This window comes from Streptomyces sp. NPDC058326, from assembly GCF_042879855.1.
GTDB lineage: Bacteria > Actinomycetota > Actinomycetes > Streptomycetales > Streptomycetaceae > Streptomyces.
Map to the genome: position 1 here is coordinate 40,644 of NZ_JBHVZO010000022.1, position 18,949 is coordinate 59,592.

The 18,949-nt window shown below is 71.6% G+C and carries 17 protein-coding genes; 12 read left to right on the forward strand and 5 right to left on the reverse strand.

Going from position 1 to position 18,949, the window contains the following annotated elements; all coding sequences use genetic code 11:
• The first annotated feature begins 136 nt into the window (after positions 1–136).
• From ribD to ACFVYX_RS30825, 10 genes are all read left to right on the forward strand, one after another.
• The gene (gene ribD, locus ACFVYX_RS30780; protein ID WP_389684754.1) at positions 137–1,213 is read left to right on the forward strand and encodes a bifunctional diaminohydroxyphosphoribosylaminopyrimidine deaminase/5-amino-6-(5-phosphoribosylamino)uracil reductase RibD; all 1,077 of its coding nucleotides are present in this window, start codon (positions 137–139) and stop codon (positions 1,211–1,213) included.
• A gap of 2 nt (positions 1,214–1,215) precedes the next feature.
• Complete coding sequence (locus tag ACFVYX_RS30785) at positions 1,216–1,824, forward strand: riboflavin synthase (RefSeq protein WP_389684755.1); 609 nt, start codon at positions 1,216–1,218, stop codon at positions 1,822–1,824.
• On the forward strand, positions 1,821–2,456 hold the full coding sequence (locus ACFVYX_RS30790; protein ID WP_389684756.1) for a nicotinamide riboside transporter PnuC: 636 nt from the start codon (positions 1,821–1,823) through the stop codon (positions 2,454–2,456). The genes ACFVYX_RS30785 and ACFVYX_RS30790 overlap by 4 nt, the downstream gene beginning before the upstream one ends.
• On the forward strand, positions 2,453–3,730 hold the full coding sequence (locus ACFVYX_RS30795) for a bifunctional 3,4-dihydroxy-2-butanone-4-phosphate synthase/GTP cyclohydrolase II (RefSeq protein WP_389684757.1): 1,278 nt from the start codon (positions 2,453–2,455) through the stop codon (positions 3,728–3,730). The genes ACFVYX_RS30790 and ACFVYX_RS30795 overlap by 4 nt, the downstream gene beginning before the upstream one ends.
• Positions 3,731–3,761: 31 nt before the next feature.
• Positions 3,762–4,247, forward strand: a complete 486-nt coding sequence (gene ribH / locus ACFVYX_RS30800; protein ID WP_384116252.1) for a 6,7-dimethyl-8-ribityllumazine synthase — start codon at positions 3,762–3,764, stop codon at positions 4,245–4,247.
• Positions 4,248–4,282: 35 nt separating this feature from the next.
• On the forward strand, positions 4,283–4,564 hold the full coding sequence (locus ACFVYX_RS30805; protein WP_030493648.1) for a phosphoribosyl-ATP diphosphatase: 282 nt from the start codon (positions 4,283–4,285) through the stop codon (positions 4,562–4,564).
• A gap of 50 nt (positions 4,565–4,614) precedes the next feature.
• Positions 4,615–5,463 carry an ATP phosphoribosyltransferase gene (gene hisG / locus ACFVYX_RS30810; RefSeq protein WP_389684758.1) on the forward strand — a complete coding sequence of 283 codons (849 nt, stop codon included), beginning with the start codon at positions 4,615–4,617 and terminating at the stop codon, positions 5,461–5,463.
• 40 nt (positions 5,464–5,503) lie between these two features.
• Positions 5,504–5,959 carry a PH domain-containing protein gene (locus tag ACFVYX_RS30815; RefSeq protein WP_389684759.1) on the forward strand — a complete coding sequence of 152 codons (456 nt, stop codon included), beginning with the start codon at positions 5,504–5,506 and terminating at the stop codon, positions 5,957–5,959.
• Positions 5,960–6,224: 265 nt separating this feature from the next.
• Complete coding sequence (locus ACFVYX_RS30820) at positions 6,225–7,775, forward strand: hemolysin family protein (RefSeq protein ID WP_389684760.1); 1,551 nt, start codon at positions 6,225–6,227, stop codon at positions 7,773–7,775.
• The gene (locus tag ACFVYX_RS30825; RefSeq protein ID WP_389684761.1) at positions 7,772–8,833 is read left to right on the forward strand and encodes a hemolysin family protein; all 1,062 of its coding nucleotides are present in this window, start codon (positions 7,772–7,774) and stop codon (positions 8,831–8,833) included. Before ACFVYX_RS30820 ends, ACFVYX_RS30825 begins: the two co-directional genes overlap by 4 nt.
• A gap of 50 nt (positions 8,834–8,883) precedes the next feature.
• Here ACFVYX_RS30825 and ACFVYX_RS30830 read toward each other — a convergent pair whose 3' ends face one another.
• Together ACFVYX_RS30830 and ACFVYX_RS30835 are read right to left on the reverse strand one after the other, a co-directional pair.
• Positions 8,884–10,797 carry an AAA family ATPase gene (locus ACFVYX_RS30830; protein ID WP_389684762.1) on the reverse strand — a complete coding sequence of 638 codons (1,914 nt, stop codon included), beginning with the start codon at positions 10,795–10,797 and terminating at the stop codon, positions 8,884–8,886.
• Positions 10,798–11,117: 320 nt separating this feature from the next.
• On the reverse strand, positions 11,118–11,747 hold the full coding sequence (locus ACFVYX_RS30835) for a uridine kinase (RefSeq protein WP_389684763.1): 630 nt from the start codon (positions 11,745–11,747) through the stop codon (positions 11,118–11,120).
• Between the two features lie 346 nt (positions 11,748–12,093).
• Between ACFVYX_RS30835 and ACFVYX_RS30840 the strand changes: the two genes are divergently transcribed.
• A complete protein-coding gene (locus tag ACFVYX_RS30840; RefSeq protein WP_389684764.1) occupies positions 12,094–13,464 on the forward strand; it encodes a peptidase C39 family protein in 1,371 nt (456 codons plus the stop codon).
• Positions 13,465–13,744: 280 nt separating this feature from the next.
• Here the strand turns inward: ACFVYX_RS30840 and ACFVYX_RS30845 are convergent, their stop codons facing one another.
• Complete coding sequence (locus ACFVYX_RS30845) at positions 13,745–14,071, reverse strand: alpha-amylase (RefSeq protein ID WP_389684765.1); 327 nt, start codon at positions 14,069–14,071, stop codon at positions 13,745–13,747.
• Positions 14,072–14,656: 585 nt separating this feature from the next.
• Here ACFVYX_RS30845 and ACFVYX_RS30850 point away from each other — a divergent pair.
• The gene (locus tag ACFVYX_RS30850; protein WP_389684766.1) at positions 14,657–15,226 is read left to right on the forward strand and encodes an EF-hand domain-containing protein; all 570 of its coding nucleotides are present in this window, start codon (positions 14,657–14,659) and stop codon (positions 15,224–15,226) included.
• Positions 15,227–15,275: 49 nt separating this feature from the next.
• On the opposite strand, the gene ACFVYX_RS30855 is transcribed toward ACFVYX_RS30850, so the two are convergent.
• Positions 15,276–15,503 carry a hypothetical protein gene (locus ACFVYX_RS30855; RefSeq protein WP_389684767.1) on the reverse strand — a complete coding sequence of 76 codons (228 nt, stop codon included), beginning with the start codon at positions 15,501–15,503 and terminating at the stop codon, positions 15,276–15,278.
• 139 nt (positions 15,504–15,642) lie between these two features.
• The gene (locus ACFVYX_RS30860; protein ID WP_389684768.1) at positions 15,643–18,945 is read right to left on the reverse strand and encodes a hypothetical protein; all 3,303 of its coding nucleotides are present in this window, start codon (positions 18,943–18,945) and stop codon (positions 15,643–15,645) included.
• Positions 18,946–18,949 lie beyond the last annotated feature (4 nt).

An 18,949-nucleotide genomic window follows, 5' to 3' on the forward strand; every position in this document is an offset into this window, starting at 1 on the left:
CCGTACGTCCGCTGGTCGCCGTCCTCGGCGTACCACGCGACGCCGGCCTCGGCGCACCCTGCGCGAGGCGTCGTTTCCGCTCTCTGTCGTCATCGACAGGCCCCGGAGTCCGTGCCCGAAGAGGCAGGAGGACCCGGTGGCCCAGCAGGCCGACACCACCGCCATGCGACGCGCCGTCGAGCTCGCCGCCCGCGGTCTCGGCGCCACGAGCCCCAACCCCGTCGTCGGCTGCGTCATCACCGACGCCTCGGGACACCGGGTCGGCGAGGGCTGGCACCAGCACGCCGGAGGCCCCCACGCCGAGGTCCACGCCCTGCGCGAGGCCGGCGTCCTCGCCCGCGGCGGCACCGCCTACGTCACCCTCGAACCCTGCAACCACACCGGCCGTACCGGCCCCTGCGCCCAGGCCCTGATCGAGGCCGGGATCAGCCGGGTCGTGTACGCCGTCGGTGACCCGAACCCGCAGGCCACAGGCGGCGCGGACACCCTGCGCGCCGCCGGTGTGGAGGTCGCCGACGGCCTTCTCGCCGACGAGGCCGAGGCCGGCAACATCGCGTGGCTCACCGCCGTACGCCACGGCCGCCCCTTCGTCCGGTGGAAGTACGCCGCCACCCTCGACGGCCGGATCGCCGCCGCCGACGGCACCTCCCGCTGGATCACCTGCGCCGAGTCCCGCGCCGACGTCCACCGGCTGCGCGCCGAGTCCGACGCCGTCGTCGTGGGCTCCGGCACCGCCCGCGCCGACGACCCCCACCTCGCCGTCCGCGGCGTCGAAGGGGCCGTCCAGCCGCTGCGGGTCGTCGTCGACACCGAGGCGACCGCGGTGAAGCCCGGCGCCCGGGTCCTGGACGACGCGGCCCCCACCCTGATCGCCGTCGCCGAGGACGCCGCGACGGACCTCGCCGAGGCCGTACGGCTCCCCAGAGCGGCCGGCGGCGGCATCGACGTACACGCCCTCCTGGACGCCCTCCACGCGCGCGGTGTCCGCTCCGTCCTCCTCGAAGGCGGTCCCACCCTCGCGGGCGCCTTCCTCGCCGCGGGCGCCGTCGACCAGGTCGTCGGCTACCTCGCCCCGGTCCTCCTCGGCGCGGGCCCCACCGCCGTCGCCGACGCAGGAATCACCACCATCACCGACGCGTTGCGGCTCGACATCACCGAGACCGCGCACATCGGATCCGACCTCCGCATCACCGCCACCCTCAAGGGAGCCTGACCGTGTTCACCGGAATCGTCGAAGAACTGGGCGAGGTCGTCGCCGTCGAGCAGCTGGAGGACGCCTCCCGCTTCCGACTGCGCGGCCCCCTGGTCACGGAAGGCGCCCAGCACGGCGACTCCATCGCCGTCAACGGTGTCTGTCTCACGGTCGTCGAGTTCGGCGACGGCGAGTTCACCGCCGACGTCATGGCGGAGACCCTCAAGCGGTCCAGCCTCGGCGCCCTCGACGTCGGCTCCCGCGTCAACCTGGAACGGCCCATGGCCGTCGGCGGCCGCCTCGGCGGTCACATCGTCCAGGGGCACGTGGACGGCACCGGCACGATCCTGGAGCGGACCCCCTCCGAGCACTGGGAGCTCGTCAAGGTCGGCCTGCCCGCCCACCTCTCCCGGTACGTCGTCGAGAAGGGCTCGATCACGGTCGACGGCGTCAGCCTCACCGTCGTCGAGGTCACCGACGACTGGTTCACCATCAGCCTCATCCCCACCACCCTCGACCTGACCACGCTCGGCATCAAGAAGAGCGGCGACCCGGTCAACCTCGAAGTGGACGTCATCGCCAAGTACGTCGAGCGGCTGCTCGGCCCCAGCGCCCGGGAGAACGTCAAGTGAACTGGCTCAACTCCGAGGCGTTCACCGTCCTCGACCAGCGCATCATCTGGTCCGACATGGTCGGCAACACGGCCGGACTCATAGCCCTGGCCCTCGGCTGGCGGCGCTCCGTCTGGACCTGGCCCGTGCAGTTCCTCGCCGGCCTCATCCTCTTCGGCGCCTTCTTCGGCCACCTCACCGGCAGCGCCGGCAAGCAGGTCGTCGTCATGCTCGTCGCGCTCTACGGCTGGTGGCAGTGGCAGCGCCGCAAGGGCGGCGCCGACGGCCACATCGCCGTGCGCTTCGCCTCCTGGCGCGAGCGCGCCGCCATGGTCGGCGCGGCCGCCGCGGGCACCGTCGCGGTGGCCCTGCTCTTCGAGGCGTACCCCAGCCTGTCCTGGGACCCCTGGCCCGACGCGTACATCTTCGTCGGCACCATCGTCGCCATGTACGCCCAGGCCCGGGGCATGGTCGAGTTCTGGTTCGCCTGGCTGCTCGTCGACCTGGTCGGCGTCCCGCTGAACTTCGCCAACGGCTACGCCTTCTCCGGCTTCGTCTACGTCATCTACGGCGCGCTCGTCCTGTGGGGCATGCGCGACTGGTGGCTCCGGACCCGCACGCCCTCCGCAGCTCTGGAAGGAGCCCACGCATGAGCGCGCTTCACCCCTGGGACGCCGGCGACCTCGCCCTCGACCCCGTCGAGCAGGCCATCCGTGACATCGCCGCGGGCCGGCCCGTCGTCGTCGTCGACGACGAGGACCGTGAGAACGAGGGCGACCTCGTCATCGCCGCCGAGAAGGCCACGCCCGAGATCGTCGCCTTCATGATGAGCGAGTGCCGCGGCCTGATCTGCGCCCCCATGGAGGACGACGAACTGGAGCGCCTCCAGCTCCCGCAGATGGTCGAGCACAACACCGAGTCGATGCGGACGGCCTTCACCGTCTCCGTCGACGCGGGCCCCGCACACGGCGTCACCACCGGCATCTCCGCCGCCGACCGCGCCACGACCCTGCGGATGCTGGCGAGCGGCGCCCACGAGCCCTCCGACTTCGTCCGCCCCGGCCACATCTTCCCGCTGCGCGCCAAGGCCGGCGGTGTCCTCGTCCGCAACGGCCACACCGAGGCCGCCGTCGACCTCGCCCGCCTCGCCGGACTCCGCCCCGCCGGCGCGATCGTCGAGATCGCGGGCGAGGACGGCGTCATGCTGCGCCTGCCCGAGCTGGTCCCCTTCGCCCGCAAGCACGGCCTGACGATCATCTCCATCGAGGACCTGATCGCCTACCGGCGCTCCGCCGAGCCGACCGTCCGCCGCGAGGCCGAGGTGCGGCTGCCCACCGTGCACGGCGACTTCACCGCGTTCGGCTACCGCTCCACCGTCGACGGCGTCGAGCACGTCGCGCTCGTCCACGGCGAGATCGGCGACGGCGAGGACGTCCTGGTCCGCGTCCACTCCGAGTGCCTGACCGGCGACATCTTCCACTCCCTGCGCTGCGACTGCGGCCCCCAGCTCCAGGCCTCCATGGACCGGATCCAGGAGGAGGGCCGCGGCGTCGTCGTCTACCTCAGGGGCCACGAGGGGCGCGGCATCGGCCTGCTGTCCAAGCTGCGCGCGTACGAGCTCCAGGAGCGCGGCCGCGACACCCTCGACGCCAACCTGGAACTCGGCCTGCCCGCCGACGCCCGCGACTACGCGGCCGGCGCGCAGATCCTCGGCGACCTCGGCGTCCGCAGCCTGCGTCTGATGACCAACAACCCCGACAAGATCGACGCCCTCACTCGGTACGGCCTGAACGTCGAGGGCCGCGAGCCGATGCCGGTCACGGCGGGCGAGCACAACCTCCGGTACCTGACCACCAAGCGGGACCGGATGGGCCACGACCTGCCCTGGCTGGACGGCTCCCCTGCCTCCACCTGCGGCAACCAGTAAAACCTTCACTTCGTACGGTTCAAGGAGAGACATGAGCGGCAAGGGCGCACCCGTCCTCAGCGTGAAGAACTGCGGTGACCTGCGGGTCGCGGTCGTCGCGGCGCAGTGGCACGAGAAGATCATGGACGGTCTCGTCGACGGCGCCCTGCGCGCCCTGAGCGAGCTCGGCATCGAGGAGCCGACGCTGCTGCGCGTCCCCGGCAGCTTCGAGCTCCCGGTCGTGGCGAAGGTCCTCGCGGGGCGCGGCTACGATGCCATCGTGGCGCTCGGCGTCGTCATCCGCGGCGGAACGCCGCACTTCGAGTACGTGTGCCAGGGCGTCACCCACGGCCTCACCCAGGTCTCGATCGACACCGGCGTACCCGTCGGATTCGGCGTCCTCACCGTCGACACCGAGGAACAGGCCCTCGACCGGGCCGGCCTCGAAGGCTCCAGCGAGGACAAGGGCCACGAGGCCGTCACCGCCGCCGTCGCGACCGCGACGACGCTGCGCACGGTCAGCGAACCCTGGCGCTAGTGACGCGACCCTCACCCCGTACTCTTAGGACCATCATGGCGAACGAAACCCGGAAGAGCTTCGAAGAGCTCTTCGACGAGCTCAAGCTCAAGGCAGAGACCGGCGACCCGGCCACCTCCCGCACCGCGGAGCTGGTGGGCAAGGGCGTCCATGCCATCGGCAAGAAGGTCGTCGAAGAGGCCGCCGAGGTCTGGATGGCCGCCGAGTACGAGGGCAAGGAAGCCGCCGCCGAGGAGATCTCGCAGCTGCTGTACCACGTCCAGGTGATGATGGTCGCCCGCGGGATCTCGCTCGACGACGTCTACGCCCACCTCTGAGCACGACTCACCGGTCTCCCCACCACTCCCACGCAAAGGAAGCTCACCCCATGCTGCGCATCGCCGTTCCCAACAAGGGTTCCCTCTCCGGACCTGCGTCGGCAATGCTCCATGAGGCCGGCTACCGCCAGCGCAAGGAGTCCAAGGAGCTCGTGGTCATCGACCCCGACAACGAGGTCGAGTTCTTCTACCTGCGCCCGAAGGACATCGCGATCTACGTCGCGTCCGGGAAGCTGGACATCGGCATCACCGGCCGCGACCTGCTCCTGGACTCCGGCGCCAGCGCCGAGGAGATCCTCGCGCTGAACTTCGGCCGCTCCACCTTCCGGTACGCCACGCGCCCGGGCACCGCGAACGGCCCCGAGGACTTCGGCGGCATGACGATCGCCACCTCCTACGAGGGCATCGTCGCCAAGCACCTCGCCGACCAGGGGATCGACGCCTCCGTCGTCCACCTGGACGGCGCCGTCGAGACCGCGATCCAGCTGGGCGTCGCCCAGGTCATCGCCGACGTCGTGGAGACCGGCACCAGCCTGCGCAACGCGGGCCTCGAAGTCATCGGCGAGCCGATCCTGACCTCCGAGGCCGTCGTCGTCCGCCGCCACGGCGCCGAGGACGACCACCCGCAGGTCCAGCAGTTCCTCCGCCGCCTCCAGGGCGTCCTCGTCGCCCGGTCGTACGTGATGATGGACTACGACTGCCGCGCCGAGCACCTGGAGCAGGCCGTCGCCCTCACCCCGGGCCTGGAGTCGCCGACCATCTCCCCGCTGCACAACGAGGGCTGGGTCGCCGTCCGCGCGATGGTCCCCGCCAAGGAGGCGCAGCGGATCATGGACGACCTGTACGAGATCGGCGCCCGCGCCATCCTCACCACCGCCATCCACGCCTGCCGCCTCTGACGGCACGGACCGTACGCCCCGAGGCTCCGAGGAACACCCGATGTCCCAGCCCGCCGCCCCCGCCCTCCCGGTCACCTTCCGCCCCGGACGCACCCGGGCCGTCCTGCTGACCGTGGGAATCACGATGTTCGTCGTGATCACCGCCGTCGCGCTGATGCTGGAGCGGCTCGGGCCGGGGGAGCGCGTCAGCTTCGTCTTCACCGCCGCGCTCTTCCTCGGGGTCCTCGTCCTGCTGAGCCGCCCCAAGGTCGTCGCCGACGACGAGGGTGTCACGGTCGTCAACATCACCCGGACCCGGCGGCTCGCCTGGGCGGAGATCCTCAAGGTGAACCTTCGCCCGGGCGACGCCTGGGTCTTCCTCGACCTGAGCGACGGCACCAGCCTGCCCGCCCTCGGCATCCAGCCCGGCATCGCCAGGGAAGCGGCCATCCGGGACGCCCGCGCCCTGCGGGTCCTGGCCGAGACCCACGGGACGGGCGCGGAGCGGACGGCCTGAACCCGGCCGGGACCGCGGGGTCACGCCAGGGGCTCCCCCTCCGGCGGAACCCCGGACCGTCCCCCATCCGGGGCGGGCCCCCTGCCCCTCGGGCCCTTCGCGTGACTACTCTGGACGCGGTGGTGCCGAGCGCACCACCGCCTCGCGTGTGCAGGGCCGCCGCCGCGGCCCGCGAGGCCACCCTTCGACCCGAGGAGTGACTCCCTCCAGCAATGGACGGATCGTCCGGTAGTACCCGCGCCGCCCCCTCCCAGGAGGCGGCGGCATGATCATCTCCCTTCTGCTGCTCGTCGCGGCCTTCGTCCTCATCCTCGCCAACGGTTTCTTCGTGGCCGCAGAGTTCGGACTCGTGACCGTCGAGCGCGCCGAGGCCGAGCGGGCCGCGGCCGCCGGTGACCGGCGCGCCGGCACCGTCGTCGAGGCCCTGCGCGAGCTGTCCTTCCAGCTCTCCGGGACCCAGCTCGGCATCACCCTCACCTCGCTCGTCGTCGGCATGCTCGCCGAGCCCGCGCTCGCCGGACTGCTGCACGGCCCGCTCACCGCGACCGGACTGCCCGCCGGGGCGGTCTCCGGGATCTCGGTGGTGATCGGGATGCTGCTCGCCTCCGCCGTCCAGATGGTGATCGGCGAGCTCGTACCGAAGAACTGGGCGGTCTCCCGGCCGCTCCAGGTGGCCCGCTTCGTGGCCACCCCGCAGCGCCGCTTCTCCGCGCTCTTCCGGCCGGTGATCTCCCTGCTCAACCGGGTCGCCAACCGGCTGGTCCGGCTCCTGGGCGTCGAGCCCACCGAGGAGCTGGACTCCGTCCGCACCCCCGGCGAACTGGTCTCCCTCGCCCGGCACTCGGCCCTGGCCGGCGCCCTCGAACAGGACACCGCGGACCTCTTCGTACGGACCCTGTCCCTCGGCGGCCTGACCGCCGAGCAGGTCATGACCCCGCGCGTGAAGGTCAGCGCGCTCCAGTGGGACGCCACCGCGGCCGACGTCGTCAACCTCACGCGTGCCACCGGCCTCTCGCGCTTCCCCGTCTACCGCGACCGCATCGACGAGATCGTCGGCATGGTCCACCTCAAGGACGCGCTCGCCGTCGCCCCGCACGCCCGGCTCCGTACCCCCGTGGGCCGGATCGCGGTCCCCCCGCTCCTCGTGCCCGAGACGCTGCCCGCCCAGACCCTCCTGGAGCGGCTGCGCCGCGAGCAGCCGATCGCGGTGGTCGTCGACGAGTACGGCGGCACCGCCGGTGTCGTCACCCTGGAGGACATCGTCGAGGAACTCGTCGGCGAGGTCCGCGACGAGCACGACACCGTGAGCGACGGCCGGCCCGAACTGGCCACCGCCCCCGCCGAGGACGGCCGGCCGGCCTGGGACGCCGACGGTTCCTGCCGGGTCCACACGCTGCGCCGGATAGGCCTCGACGTGCCTGAAGGGCCGTACGAGACCGTCGCCGGGCTCGTCGCCGACCTCCTCGGGCGCATCCCCGCCCCGGGCGACCGGGCCGAACTCCCCGGCTGGCGGCTCTCGGTGCGCCAGGTCGACCGCTACCGCGCCGAGCGTGTCCGGATCGTACGGACGGCCCTTGAGCCGGTCGCGGACCGGGGCCGGGAGCGGGTCGCGGCACCGGCCGCGGGCCGGGTCGTGGAGCCGGCTGCCGGCCGGGACCGGAGCCCGGTCGCGGAGCTGGACGCCGGCCAGGACCGGAGCCGGGTCGCGGAGCCGGTCGCGGGCCGGGGCGGGAGCCCGGCTGCGTCGCCGGTCGCGGGTCAGGGCCCGGTTTCTGCGCCCTCCTCCGCCCCGCTGGTCGCGGAGGGCGTCCGATGAGCACCCTCCCCCTGCTCTTCGCCGTCCTCCTCGTCCTCGCCAACGGCTTCTTCGTCGGAGCCGAGTTCGCCCTCGTCTCCGTCCGCCGCAGCCAGATCGAACCGCTCGGCGGCGCCCGTGCCCAGCAGGTCCTGCACGGTCTGGAGAACCTGCCGCAGATGATGGCGGCCGCCCAGTTCGGCATCACCGTCTGCTCCCTGACGCTCGGTGCCGTCGCCGAGCCGACCGTCGCCCGTCTCCTCGAACCCGTCTTCCACACGGTCGGCGTCCCCGAGGGACTGATCCATCCCCTCGGTTACGTCATCGCCCTCGCCGCGGTCGTCTTCCTCCACCTCGTCATCGGCGAGATGGTCCCGAAGAACCTGGCGATGGCCGCGCCCGAACGGACCGCGCTCTGGCTCGCCCCGGGCCTCGTCGGCTTCGCCCGGCTCTGCCGTCCGGTCACGGCCGCGCTCGGCGCCTGCGCCCGGCTCGTCCTGCGGGCGTTCAAGGTCGAACCGAAGGACGAGGTGGAGGCGGTCTTCACCCGCGCCCAGCTGGGCCGGCTCGTCGAGGACGCCGGGCAGGCCGGACTGCTCGACCCGGCCGAGCAGGAACGCCTGGAGGACGCGCTCGAACTGGGCACCCGCCCGGTGACGGACGTCCTCATCGCCCCCGCCTCCCTGATCACGGTCCCCCCGACGGTCACCCCGCGCGAGATCGAGGAGCTGACCGTCCGCACCGGGTACTCGCGCTTCCCGGTCCGCGCCGAGGAGGGCACCGCCTTTCAGGGCTTCGTGCACGTGAAGGACGTCCTCGATCTGGATGAGAGGGAGCGGCCGGTGCCGCCGCGGCTGTGGCGGCCGATGGCGACGGTCCCCGCCGAACTGCCCCTCGACGACGCCCTCACCGTGATGCGCCGCGCCGCCACCCATCTGGCGCAGGTCGAGGACGGCTCGGGCCGGGTGCTCGGCCTGGTCGCCCTCGAGGACGTCCTGGAGATGCTGGTGGGCGAGGTCCGCGACCCCGCGCACCGGCACCGCTCGGCGTCTTCAGCCCAGCCGCTCGGGGCCGGCTAGGGGATGTCTTGTCGATCAGGCCGGATCAGCAGGACACCCCCTAGGGCCCCCTAGGGGGTGTCCTGCTGCGGGCCGCGGTCGACCGGACCGCGGCCCGACAGGACCTCGCCGTACGCCTGCATGAGGTCGGCGAGCCGGAGGGTGGCGAGGTCCTCCCGGGTCGGGGTGCTCGCGTAGCCGGAGAGCCGCAGGTCCCGGTAGGCGCAGGACTTCTCGTACAGGGTTCGCAGGAAGCGCCCGTTGCCCAGTTCGTCGATCCAGCCCTGCTCGACGACGTGTCCGCTGATCGAGCGCAGTTCCTCAAGGGCCTCCTCGTCCCAGCCGTCGCCGTTGGCCGCGGCGAGCACCTCGCCGATGGCGGTGAGCTCCAGCGGCCGGTACGAGGGGAAGTCGACCCGGGTGGTGAACCGGGAGGACAGACCGGGGTTGGTGTTGAGCAGCCGGTCCATGCCCTCGGGGTAGCCGGCCAGGATGACCACGAGGTGGTCGCGGTTGTCCTCGGCCCGTTTGAGGAGGACCTGGAGGGCCTCGTCCCCGTAGGCGTCGCCCTTGCTGTAGCCGGTGTTGGAGAGCGCGTACGCCTCGTCCACGAAGAGCACCCCGCCGACCGCCGAGTCGATCAGCTCGTTGGCCTTGACCGCGGTCTGACCGAGGAACTCACCCACCAGGTCGGCCCGTTGGGCCTCGACGAGATGGTCGCCGCCGAGCAGCCCGAGGGCGTAGAAGACCCGGCCGAGGATGCGGGCGACCGTGGTCTTTCCGGTGCCCGAGGGCCCGGAGAAGACGAAGTGACGCTTGGGAGGCTGGACGGGAAGGCCCTGGTCCGCCCGCAGCCGTGCCATCTCCAGCTGCGCCGACAACGCTTTGACCTGGCGCTTCACCGGCTCCATGCCGACCATGCCCTCAAGCTCGGCGAGCGCCTCCGCGAGCAGCGCCGGGTCGGTGGGCCCCTCGGGGAAGCGGGGCGGCACCGGCTGGGAGGGCAGGGGGGCCTTCTGCCGTACGGTCTCCGGCGGGGTGAGCGGCGCCACCGGCGGTACGGGCTCGGGTGCGAGCCGCAGCCCGTCGCCCAGCGGCCCGGGGTCGGGATCGGCGCCGGGCGCGGTGTCCCCGGCGTCCTGGCCGAGCCCCCCGCCGACGGTGCCCAGGGCCACCGTCGCGAGGCCGGCCGGGTCGTCCACGCCGTCGTACCCCTCGAAACCGTCATACTCGGCGATCGCGGCGAGCCGCGCGGCGGTGTCCATGAACGTCGGGTCGATCCGGTGCACGGCCCGGTAGAGCGGCAGGGCGGCGGCGCTGCGCCCGGTGCCCTCGTGCGCGCGGGCCAGCCAGTAGCGCAGCTCCTTGCGCTGGGGCTGCTCGCTGCGGCACCGCATCAGCGAGGCCGAGAGCAGGGGTTCGGCCTGGCCGTACATCTCAAGGCGGACCCGGGCCATGCCGCCGAAGAGCCCGGCCTCGATGCCGAGCAGCGGGTCGTCGACGAGGGTCTCGGTGTGCCGTACGAGCTGGTCCCAGTCCTTGACCAGATAGGACCGGCAGGCGTGCAGGAAGCGCACCTGGGGGTCGGTGTCGACCGGAGGGAGCCCCGCGAGCGCCCGGTCGAGCTCCGGTACGTGGCGCCCGTCGAGCCAGTGGGAGGCGTGCGCGAGCAGCAGGTCGCGCGGGCTCTCGAGGACCGGCTGCACCCACCAGCCCAGCCAGTACCAGGAGTTGAGGGTGCGCCGGTAGCGGGCCCGCTGCTCGCCGAAGCGGTCGCGGTTGCGGTACATCCGCAGCAGCGCGGTCGTGGTGTCGACCCGGAGCGCGTGCAGCCCGAGCCAGGCGTCCGCCATCCCGGGGTCCATCCGTACCGCCGTCCGGAACTCGTCCTCCGCCTGCGGATAGGCGCCCATCGTGTAGGCGTCGACTCCGCGCAGCCAGGCGAGCTCGGCGGGGGCCTGCGCGCCCTGCGTGCCGATGTCCATCGGGTCCCCCACAACCGTCTTCGCATGGACGGGATTTGACCGCACCTGGGGGCATCGTACCTGCGCAGGGGGTGCGCGCTTAAGGAGAAGCGCATGATCCGGAAGCGGTGACCCTGGGTGAGCGCCAGGGGTCGCGAAGGGCCCGGGAGAGGGCCGTCGGGGGGCCGCCAGGGGCAGAACGAAGCCCCCGATCACGGGGGAACAACCGGGGGCTTCGCGTCTGCGGCGGCTCCGAAAAGCCGCACATTCAGAACGTAAGACCTGTGCGGCTCCGGGGTCAAGCGGAGTTGAGGCACTTGCGAAAGCGGACTTTCGGCCTCTCAGTTCACGGACATGAAGCCGTCACGGTACGTGATGATCTGGTCCGCGCCCGCTGTCACACCCGGACCGGGAAGCCAGTCGTAACCCGTGCGGCACTCCCGTACCAGGGTGTCCGCGTGAGGCCGGGAGGGGTCCTCGGTGAAATGGCGAGTCTCCGCCACGGTCCAGCCGTCCCAGAAGGCGGCCTGTTCGGGACCGTCCCGGTCGCGGCCCCGCGCCCAGGACTCCTCAGGGCCGCGCTCCATCCACAGCAGCCACGCCAGGAACGGCCGCACCGCCTGCCGTCCCGCGCCGACGCCCTCGACGATCACGACGGGCGCCGGGGGCAGCGTCCGCGCCTCCCCGAAGCGCCGCAGCGTCCAGTCGTACGGGCGGTAGGACGCCGTCTCTCCGCGCGCGAGGGGGTCGAGGACCTGCTCGCGCAGCCGGCCGGTCCACCCGAAGAGCTCCTCGTGCGTGGCGAGATCGTCGAGGTGGAGGACGGGGGCGTCGCCGAGGGCGGCGGAGAGGCGGGCCGCGAGGGTGGACTTGCCGGAGCCGGCGTGGCCGTCGACCGCGACCAGCCGGACCGGTCCGCAGGAGGGCGGCAGCCGGAGCAGCGCGTGTGCCGCGCGGTCGAGGTCGTTCATGGGCCCAGGGTAGGGGAGCGGGGCACCGTCGCAGGTCAGCAAGGTACCGCCGCCACCGGTCGAGACCAATATTGGTGCGGCGACGCGGGGCGAAGTGCTGGCGGAGGCCTGCCGCGAGCCGCGATAGTGGGCCGGGCGGCCCGGCCCGTAACCCCTACGGGCTCGTGCGGTTCCGGGCTCGTACGGCCATGGGCTCGTACGGTCCGGCCTCGTGCGGTCCCGGCCTCGTACTCCGCGGCCAGGGCCCTCGGAGACCGGGGGCCGGAGGTCCGGTCGCCCGCCGTTCCCGCCACCCGCTCGTCCACAGGTCCGTACGCCCACCGTTCTCGACTGGGGGTCACCGCCCATGACCAGCTCCACCCCGCGCAGAACCGTCCTCGCCGCGGCCCTCGCGGCCGCCGGAACGGCCGCCACCGCCGCCGGCGCCGCACCGGCCACCGCCTCCGCCACACCCGCCTCCGCGGCCCGGGACCACACCCCCGCGCCCGGACTCGTCGACAACCGCTTCTGGTCCTCGTACACCGACTGGAGGTGCGGCAGCGCCGCCGGCACCCGGGCGGTCGCCGGACACCGTCCGGGCCTGGTCCTCGCCACGCCCGCCGGACGCACCGACTACACCGACCCGCACACAGGGCGGACCTCCGCCTGGGAGTACGCGAGCTGGACCTCGCCCGTCCACACCCCGACCGTTCCCGCCACCGAGGTCATCGCCTCCTGGAACGCCCGCACCCCACCCGGCACCTGGCTCCAGGTCGAACTGTCCGGCACCTACACCGACGCCACCGCCACACCCTGGTACGTCCTGGGCCGCTGGGCCTCCGGCGACGGCGACATCCGGCGCACCTCCGTCGACGACCAGACCGACGGCAGGAGCACCGTCTGGACCGACACCCTCGCGATCGACGACGCGGCGAGCGGGCTGCGGCTCGTCTCGTACCGACTGCGCCTGACGCTGTACCGCACCCCGGGGAGCACCGTCACGCCCACGGTCTGGCGGCTGGGCGCGATGGCATCGGACATCCCGGACCGCTTCACGGTCCCGGCCTCCGAGCCGGGTCCCGCCTCCGAGCTGACCGTGCCGCGCTATTCCCAGAACACCCACATCGGGCAGTACCCCGAGTACGACAACGGCGGCGAGGCCTGGTGCAGCCCGACCTCCTCCCAGATGATCGTCGAGTACTGGGGGCGCCGACCGTCGGCGGAGGAGCTGGCCTGGGTGAACCCGGCCTTCGAGGACCCCCAGGTCTGCCACGCCGCCCGATACACCTATGACCACCAGTACGAGGGCTGCGGCAACTGGCCCTTCAACACCGCCTACGCGGCCACGTACCCCGACATGAACGCGGTGGTCACCCGGCTGCGCTCGCTCACCGAACTGGAGAGCCTGGTCCGGGCCGGTATCCCGGCCATAACGTCCCAGTCCTTCCGCAAGGAGGAACTGACGGGAGCGGGCTACGGCACCGCCGGCCACCTCATGACCGTCATCGGCTTCACGGCGGACGGCGACGTCATCGCCAACGACCCCGCCTCACCGGACAACGAGGCCGTGCGCCGGATCTACCGACGGCGCGAGTGGGAGAACATCTGGCTGCGTACGAAGCGCTACGACGCGAACGGCAAGGTCAGAGGCGGGACGGGCGGGGTCTGCTACGTCTTCTGGCCGGACAGGCCGACACCGGCCCAGCACCGCGCGCTGCGGTCGCTCGGCCTGGTGTGAGCATGTGCGGGCCCACGGCCGTCTCGACGACCTGACGGCAGCGCTCCTGGCCGTCCGGCGTGAGGTGGCCGTATTGGTCCACCGTGACCTTGATCGAACGATGTCCGAGCCGGCCGCCTCCTCGCGGCGCGGCAGCCGGCCGAGATGAAACAGACCGTCCCCGTGAGCGCGGAGGTCCAACAGCTGTGGCCCGGCAGCCGATACGGGCTCGGCCTGGTCGAACGCCCCCAGAGCTGCGGAGGAACCTATTGGAGCCACGAGGGTGGGGGCGGCGGGTACATCACCCTGTGAGGACCGTAGGTTCGCACGTCCGCAGACCGGTCACATAGTTGGAGTCCGTCCCATAGCCGGCGAAGGTCGCCGTTGCGCCGGGCTCGAGGACGCGGCACGGGGCGGGCTGGCTGTTGGTGTACTCGACCGTGACGGAGACAGCGGTGTCGCAGGAGTTGACCACGGTGGTGTATCGCCACCCGGAGTAGTACTCCACGCACGCGGGAGCCGAGCCTTCGGCTGCTGTGGCGGACGGGGCGGCGGTCAGGCCCATGAGGAGGGCCGCCGCACTCGCGACGGTGAGGGCGGCAGGGCGGGTGAAGAAGGAAACGTTCATGTCCACATCGTGCGATCCTGCAAGAACTTGCTGCAAGAACATGCAAAGATTTTCAGACGTCCGGATGTTGTCTCGCGAACCGGACATCGGCGGTCTCGCGGCCGCTCCGGGGCCGCCGGGCTTCGTCAAACGGCGAAGTGGGGCGCGACTGCGAACGACGAAATATGGCGCGTTCCGGCTGTCAGCCAGGCTTCCTGCGTCATCCGAGCCCCACCGGCCCGTGTGTGGCGTGGGGGGCGCCAGCCGTTGCCCCGGCGCACTGTCAGTGTTCGTGGAGCGCGGGCCGCGACCGCGAGCTGCTGCCGGCCACGGCAGAGTGAGGGCCGTCCCCGGCCGGCCGCAGACGAGGCCGTCTCGCGGGCGTGGCATCTCCTCAGGGGGTGGTGGCCGATCGGCGGCCCGGGCGCACGTTTTCGCGAACAGAGGAGCGATCGCCGGACCGGGGCGGTGCCGAGGGAACGACCGGCACCGCCACCGCCCCGCCCGCTCCGGGGGCGTTTCCTTCTGATCATCTGTTCGTTGGGCGTGCGGCAGGGTGCGTATCGGCATCCTGCCCTTGTGTGCGCAGATGTATGAGGAGTGGCGATGGCCAGCCAGGACTTTCTGACGGCGAAGATCGAGCAGGGCTTCGACCGGCTCGACGTGAACGGGAACGGCACGCTCACCCAGGACGACCACGTGGAGATGGGCCGCCGGGTGGCGTCCTCCCTCGGGCACGCCGAGGACTCCCCGGAGGCGGAACGGATCGTGCTCGCCTACACGACCATCTGGCGGGAGGTGCATCTGCCGTTCGTCCCGGCCGGGAGCCCCGGTATTCCCAAGGACCGGTTCGTCGCCTCGACCCGTACGCTGGCCGAGAACCCCGAGGCTGCCCGGGCGACCCTCGGCAGGCTTGCCGAGACGTATCTCTCGATCGCCGACATCGACCAGGACGGCCAGATCAGCCCCGACGAGTTCCTCGCGTTCCAGCGCGGGCATTTCCCGCAGTTCACGGAGGAGGAGGCGGCTGAGGCGTTCGGTCACCTCGACACCGACGGCAACGGCATGCTGTCACCCGATGAGTTCACCAACGCGGTCATCGAGTTCTGGTCCAGTTCGGACCCTCGGGCCACCGGCAACTGGTGGATGGGGCGCCCCGCCTTCCTGCAAGGCTGAACCGCCCCTCGCTGAAAGGTGAGGACGCGGTACGCCATGGGGGCAGAGGTCATTTCAGTCGTGTGATCTCCGGCGGCCACAGAACGTTCGGAGCCTGTAACAGCGCCAGGCCGAGGTGCGCCGTGCATACCAGAATCGGGAAATAGACGTGCCGCCCGATCGTGAACTGCGCGGGGGCGGGGCAGCGTTCGCTTTCAGGAGCGTCGCCCTGAAAGCGCTCGCACTGTCGGCCTGACGCGCCGTCGGGTTCGAGGCCTTCTGCAGGAGAATCGTTCATGCGGACAACGTGGCATAGGCGGCGGGTGCCGAAACCGACTGCCTTCCGAGATCCCGACCAAACCCCCATTCCGAGTGATCCCCGGTGCCCGAGGTTCGGAGGACATCCGAGTCCGTACCAAGCGCCATGACCCGCCGAGTCAGGGCGCCGTGTCGAGGGCATAGCGCAGCAGCAGGACCACGTCTGTCGTCGCGTCGCGGGTGAGGACGCGGTCGTCCGCGGTGAGGGTGAGGGCTGCCGTGCGGGTGCTCTCCATGGCCGAGGAGAGGGTCTCCACGGCGTCGTCCGTCAGACGCAGGGGAGGGGTGTCGCCAGGGCCGGTGCGGTGGAGTTCGGCTCCGGTGATCCTGATCGGACCGGACTGGGCGAAGAAGGGGAAGTGCTCCGCCGTCAGGGTGGCCGTGAAGTCCGTATCGCCCATGACGAAGGCGTGCCAGGCGGAGGAGAAGTCGTGGCGGAGGCTGAACAGCCGCGTCAGGCCCGCCCGGTCGGCCTCCCGCAGCTGGGCCGCGACGAACTCCTCCGCCTCGGCGCGCAGTTTCGCGCCGCCCGGCCGGGCTGTGTAGCGGACGTGCAGGACGAGGTCGCTGATGGTGCCGTAGTCGAAGCTCCGGAATCGGGCCGGGAGTTCGACCCGCCACTGGCCGACCGCGCCGGTGCCCTCGGCCGGCAGGTAGCGGTCCTCGCGCAGGTTCGTCTCGAACATGCCGGAGTCGCTGTTGCCCGTGCTCGTCACGATGGACGGCGCGGACCCGGTGTAGTCGGCGAAGCGGTCGTCGCTCTCCTTGCGGGCGTACGGTCCTCCCTCGCCCTCCTTGGCCAGCGGGGTCAGCCGCACCGAGGAACGCAGCTGCGTCAGGGTCGCGTGCACCCCGGTGTAGGGGCCCGTCACGGCGGCCAGGGTGAGCCCGACGCTCTTGATCCGGCGCAGGTAGTGGCCCGGGCAGTCGAGGTCGTAGAGCCACTCGGGCAGACCGAACTCGCAGGTGCCCGTCTCCCGCAGCCGCATCAGGGCGAGCGGGTCGAGCTGGGCGAGGGAGACGTTCTTGGTGAGTTCGAACTCGTGGCGGTTGTGCTCGTGGTACGCCAGCTCCAGCCGTTTGAGGTCGAGCTGGAGGGCCTCGCCGGCCAGCAGACCGCGTCGGCCGCCGTCCCAGTAGTTGAACTTGATGAACTCGCTCTGGTCGAGCTCCGGTCGCATCAGTTCGCGCTTGACGGTCTGCTCGGCCCGGCGGGCCACGTCGAAGGCCATCCGGTAGCAGGCGTAGAACTGCTTGGACAGCTCGCCCTGCATCCAGCCGTACAGCTCGGCGCCGGTGAACTTCTCGCGCAGCGACCGTTCCATCGCGAAGGACTGTTCGAGCTCCTTCTGGAGGTTGTCGTACTCACGCCTGGCGATCTGCTCGCGGATCAGCGAGGAGATGAGCTGCCGCCCGTTGGCCATCAGCTCGTACGCCGCCGTGTTGCTCTGGTGGATCCAGTCCTCCATGCGCCGCTCGTAGCCGGCGGTGCGCCCGGCGCGGCCGCCTTCGGCGACGGCGCGTTCGGCCTCGCCGCGTTCGCGGCCGGACAGGATGCGGCCGATGGCGGAGAGCGTGGGGCCGCCCAGTTCCATGTGGCCGCCTAGTCCGAAGGGCTCGATGTCGATGCCGAAGTTGGGCAGCATGCCGAGGACGCTGTACAGCGTGTCGACCTCGACGGCCTCGCGCTGCCGGTCCTGAGCGGCGGGCATGTGCTGGTTGAGCTCCCGGTCCTCGCCGGGGATGAGCCGTAGATCGCTCACGGAGGTCAGCCCCGCCTGGGCTCCGGGGGCGGAGGCGTGCGCGAGGGAGCCGGGTTCGTCCCGCTCGGGCGGGATCGGCGTCGCGTACCGCGTGACGAGATCGCGGTGCACCTCGTCGAAGTTCTCCTCGGTGACGGGCGTACGCGCCAGGGCGAGGGACCGGTGGCGGGCGATGTCGGCGTCCTTCCTGCCGAGCAGCAACTGGTAGTGGCGGTAGCGGTCGAAGAGCGTCTCCCGGGCGCGCAGCAGGTTCTCGGTGGCCTCCTCGGCGTCCTTCCACTGCAGGAAACGCACGTCCTGAACCCGCTTCTGCGCGCCGATCTCGTGCTGCTGCCGCAACAGCGCGAGCTGTTCGTTGTCCTGCTTCTCCAAGGCCGAGAGCAGGGCGCCGCCCAGTTCGCGGACCGCCGCGCAGATCTCCTGGGCCTTCGTGAGGAGCGTGGCCGCGCGTACGGGTGACTGCGGCTGCTGCAGCCCGCCCACCGCGCTGGACACGTCGATGCCGGCCGCGGCCGCCTTCACCAGCAGGCCGGGGTCCAGCCTCGGTTCGAAGAGGGGCAGCTGCCGTACGACGCCCCCCAGGGTCATACAGTTGCGGATCTTGAACAGGCGGTCCTCGACCAGGTCCCAGTAACCGAGCAGCTTCTCGTTGGGCGGTACACAGAAGTACAGGGTGCGGCCAAGACCGAGCACGGGCGCGCTCGCGTCGGTGTCCACGCCGTCGCTCGCCGGGCGGTAGAGGTTGAAGGGGAAGCGCACCTCCAGGTCGACGAGGGCGTTGCCGAGCGGGTCGAGTTTCCCGCGCAGCTCCCCGAAGGTCTTGGGGCGTACCTCGCCCGCGCGGGGCACCTCCTGCGGCCGGGGCCCGAGCAGGTCGGCGGCGAGCACGTACAGCTGGGTGGCCTCGTTCAGAGCCTCGATGGTGTCCTGCTGGAAGAGGCTGTCGCCCCAGGCGACGAGGTTGTCGAGGTATTTCATGACGACCGCGTACTGGTAGGCGGAGACACGCGTCCGGGCCACGGCGTGCGGCTGGAACGGCCTGGCGCGGACCGCCTCGTACCCGTAGAGGATCAGCTCCCGGGTGGCGAGCTCCTCAGGGGTGCACGTGTCGGCGGGCTTGGCCATCAGGGCCAGCAGCTCGTCGATCCCCTTGGGGCGTCCGCTCCGGCGGAAACGCAGGAACTTCCAGTAGCGCTGCGGTTCGGGCTGGTCGGTCTCGTCGGTCGTCGGGTCGAAGATGCGGTGGAACCAGCGCTGGGCCTCCGCGAAGCGCTGGTTCTTGCTGAGGTGGACGGCGATCGTGAAGGGGATGTGGAAGAGCAGCTCCCAGTTGTAGCCGGCATAGGGGCCCAGCTCGTCGAGGTCGATCTCCTCCGGACGGGAGTGGACCCCGCCGACGCTGCTGTCGTCGGTGACCGGTTCGAAGAGGGAGTCGAAGAAGTCGTTCCGCATGGCGGCGTGCCGGGTCGGGTCGAGCAGTCCGTCCAGCGAGTACCGGTTGAGCAGCGCCAGCAGCTCCCCGGCATAGGGGTGGTAGTGGTTGTCGAAGGTATAGGTCACCACCGGCCGGCTGATGAGGAGGGTGGAGCCCAGCCGGGTGAGGAGCTCGCGCCGCAGCGCCTCGTGGTGGAAGCCGGGAAGGACCGCTGCTCTGTCCATGCTG

What these genes read in the sequence shown, in the direction of transcription:
- ACFVYX_RS30835 (WP_389684763.1), bottom strand. Translation starts at nt 11,747, where the DNA reads ATGAACGACCTCGACCGCGCGGCACACGCGCTGCTCCGGCTGCCGCCC.
- ACFVYX_RS30850 (WP_389684766.1), top strand. Translation starts at nt 14,657, where the DNA reads ATGGCCAGCCAGGACTTTCTGACGGCGAAGATCGAGCAGGGCTTCGAC.
- ACFVYX_RS30860 (WP_389684768.1), bottom strand. Translation starts at nt 18,945, where the DNA reads ATGGACAGAGCAGCGGTCCTTCCCGGCTTCCACCACGAGGCGCTGCGG.
- ACFVYX_RS30855 (WP_389684767.1), bottom strand. Translation starts at nt 15,503, where the DNA reads ATGAACGATTCTCCTGCAGAAGGCCTCGAACCCGACGGCGCGTCAGGC.
- hisG (WP_389684758.1), top strand. Translation starts at nt 4,615, where the DNA reads ATGCTGCGCATCGCCGTTCCCAACAAGGGTTCCCTCTCCGGACCTGCG.
- ACFVYX_RS30845 (WP_389684765.1), bottom strand. Translation starts at nt 14,071, where the DNA reads ATGAACGTTTCCTTCTTCACCCGCCCTGCCGCCCTCACCGTCGCGAGT.
- ACFVYX_RS30805 (WP_030493648.1), top strand. Translation starts at nt 4,283, where the DNA reads ATGGCGAACGAAACCCGGAAGAGCTTCGAAGAGCTCTTCGACGAGCTC.
- ACFVYX_RS30815 (WP_389684759.1), top strand. Translation starts at nt 5,504, where the DNA reads ATGTCCCAGCCCGCCGCCCCCGCCCTCCCGGTCACCTTCCGCCCCGGA.
- ACFVYX_RS30795 (WP_389684757.1), top strand. Translation starts at nt 2,453, where the DNA reads ATGAGCGCGCTTCACCCCTGGGACGCCGGCGACCTCGCCCTCGACCCC.
- ACFVYX_RS30820 (WP_389684760.1), top strand. Translation starts at nt 6,225, where the DNA reads ATGATCATCTCCCTTCTGCTGCTCGTCGCGGCCTTCGTCCTCATCCTC.
- ACFVYX_RS30840 (WP_389684764.1), top strand. Translation starts at nt 12,094, where the DNA reads ATGACCAGCTCCACCCCGCGCAGAACCGTCCTCGCCGCGGCCCTCGCG.
- ribH (WP_384116252.1), top strand. Translation starts at nt 3,762, where the DNA reads ATGAGCGGCAAGGGCGCACCCGTCCTCAGCGTGAAGAACTGCGGTGAC.
- ACFVYX_RS30825 (WP_389684761.1), top strand. Translation starts at nt 7,772, where the DNA reads ATGAGCACCCTCCCCCTGCTCTTCGCCGTCCTCCTCGTCCTCGCCAAC.
- ACFVYX_RS30830 (WP_389684762.1), bottom strand. Translation starts at nt 10,797, where the DNA reads ATGGACATCGGCACGCAGGGCGCGCAGGCCCCCGCCGAGCTCGCCTGG.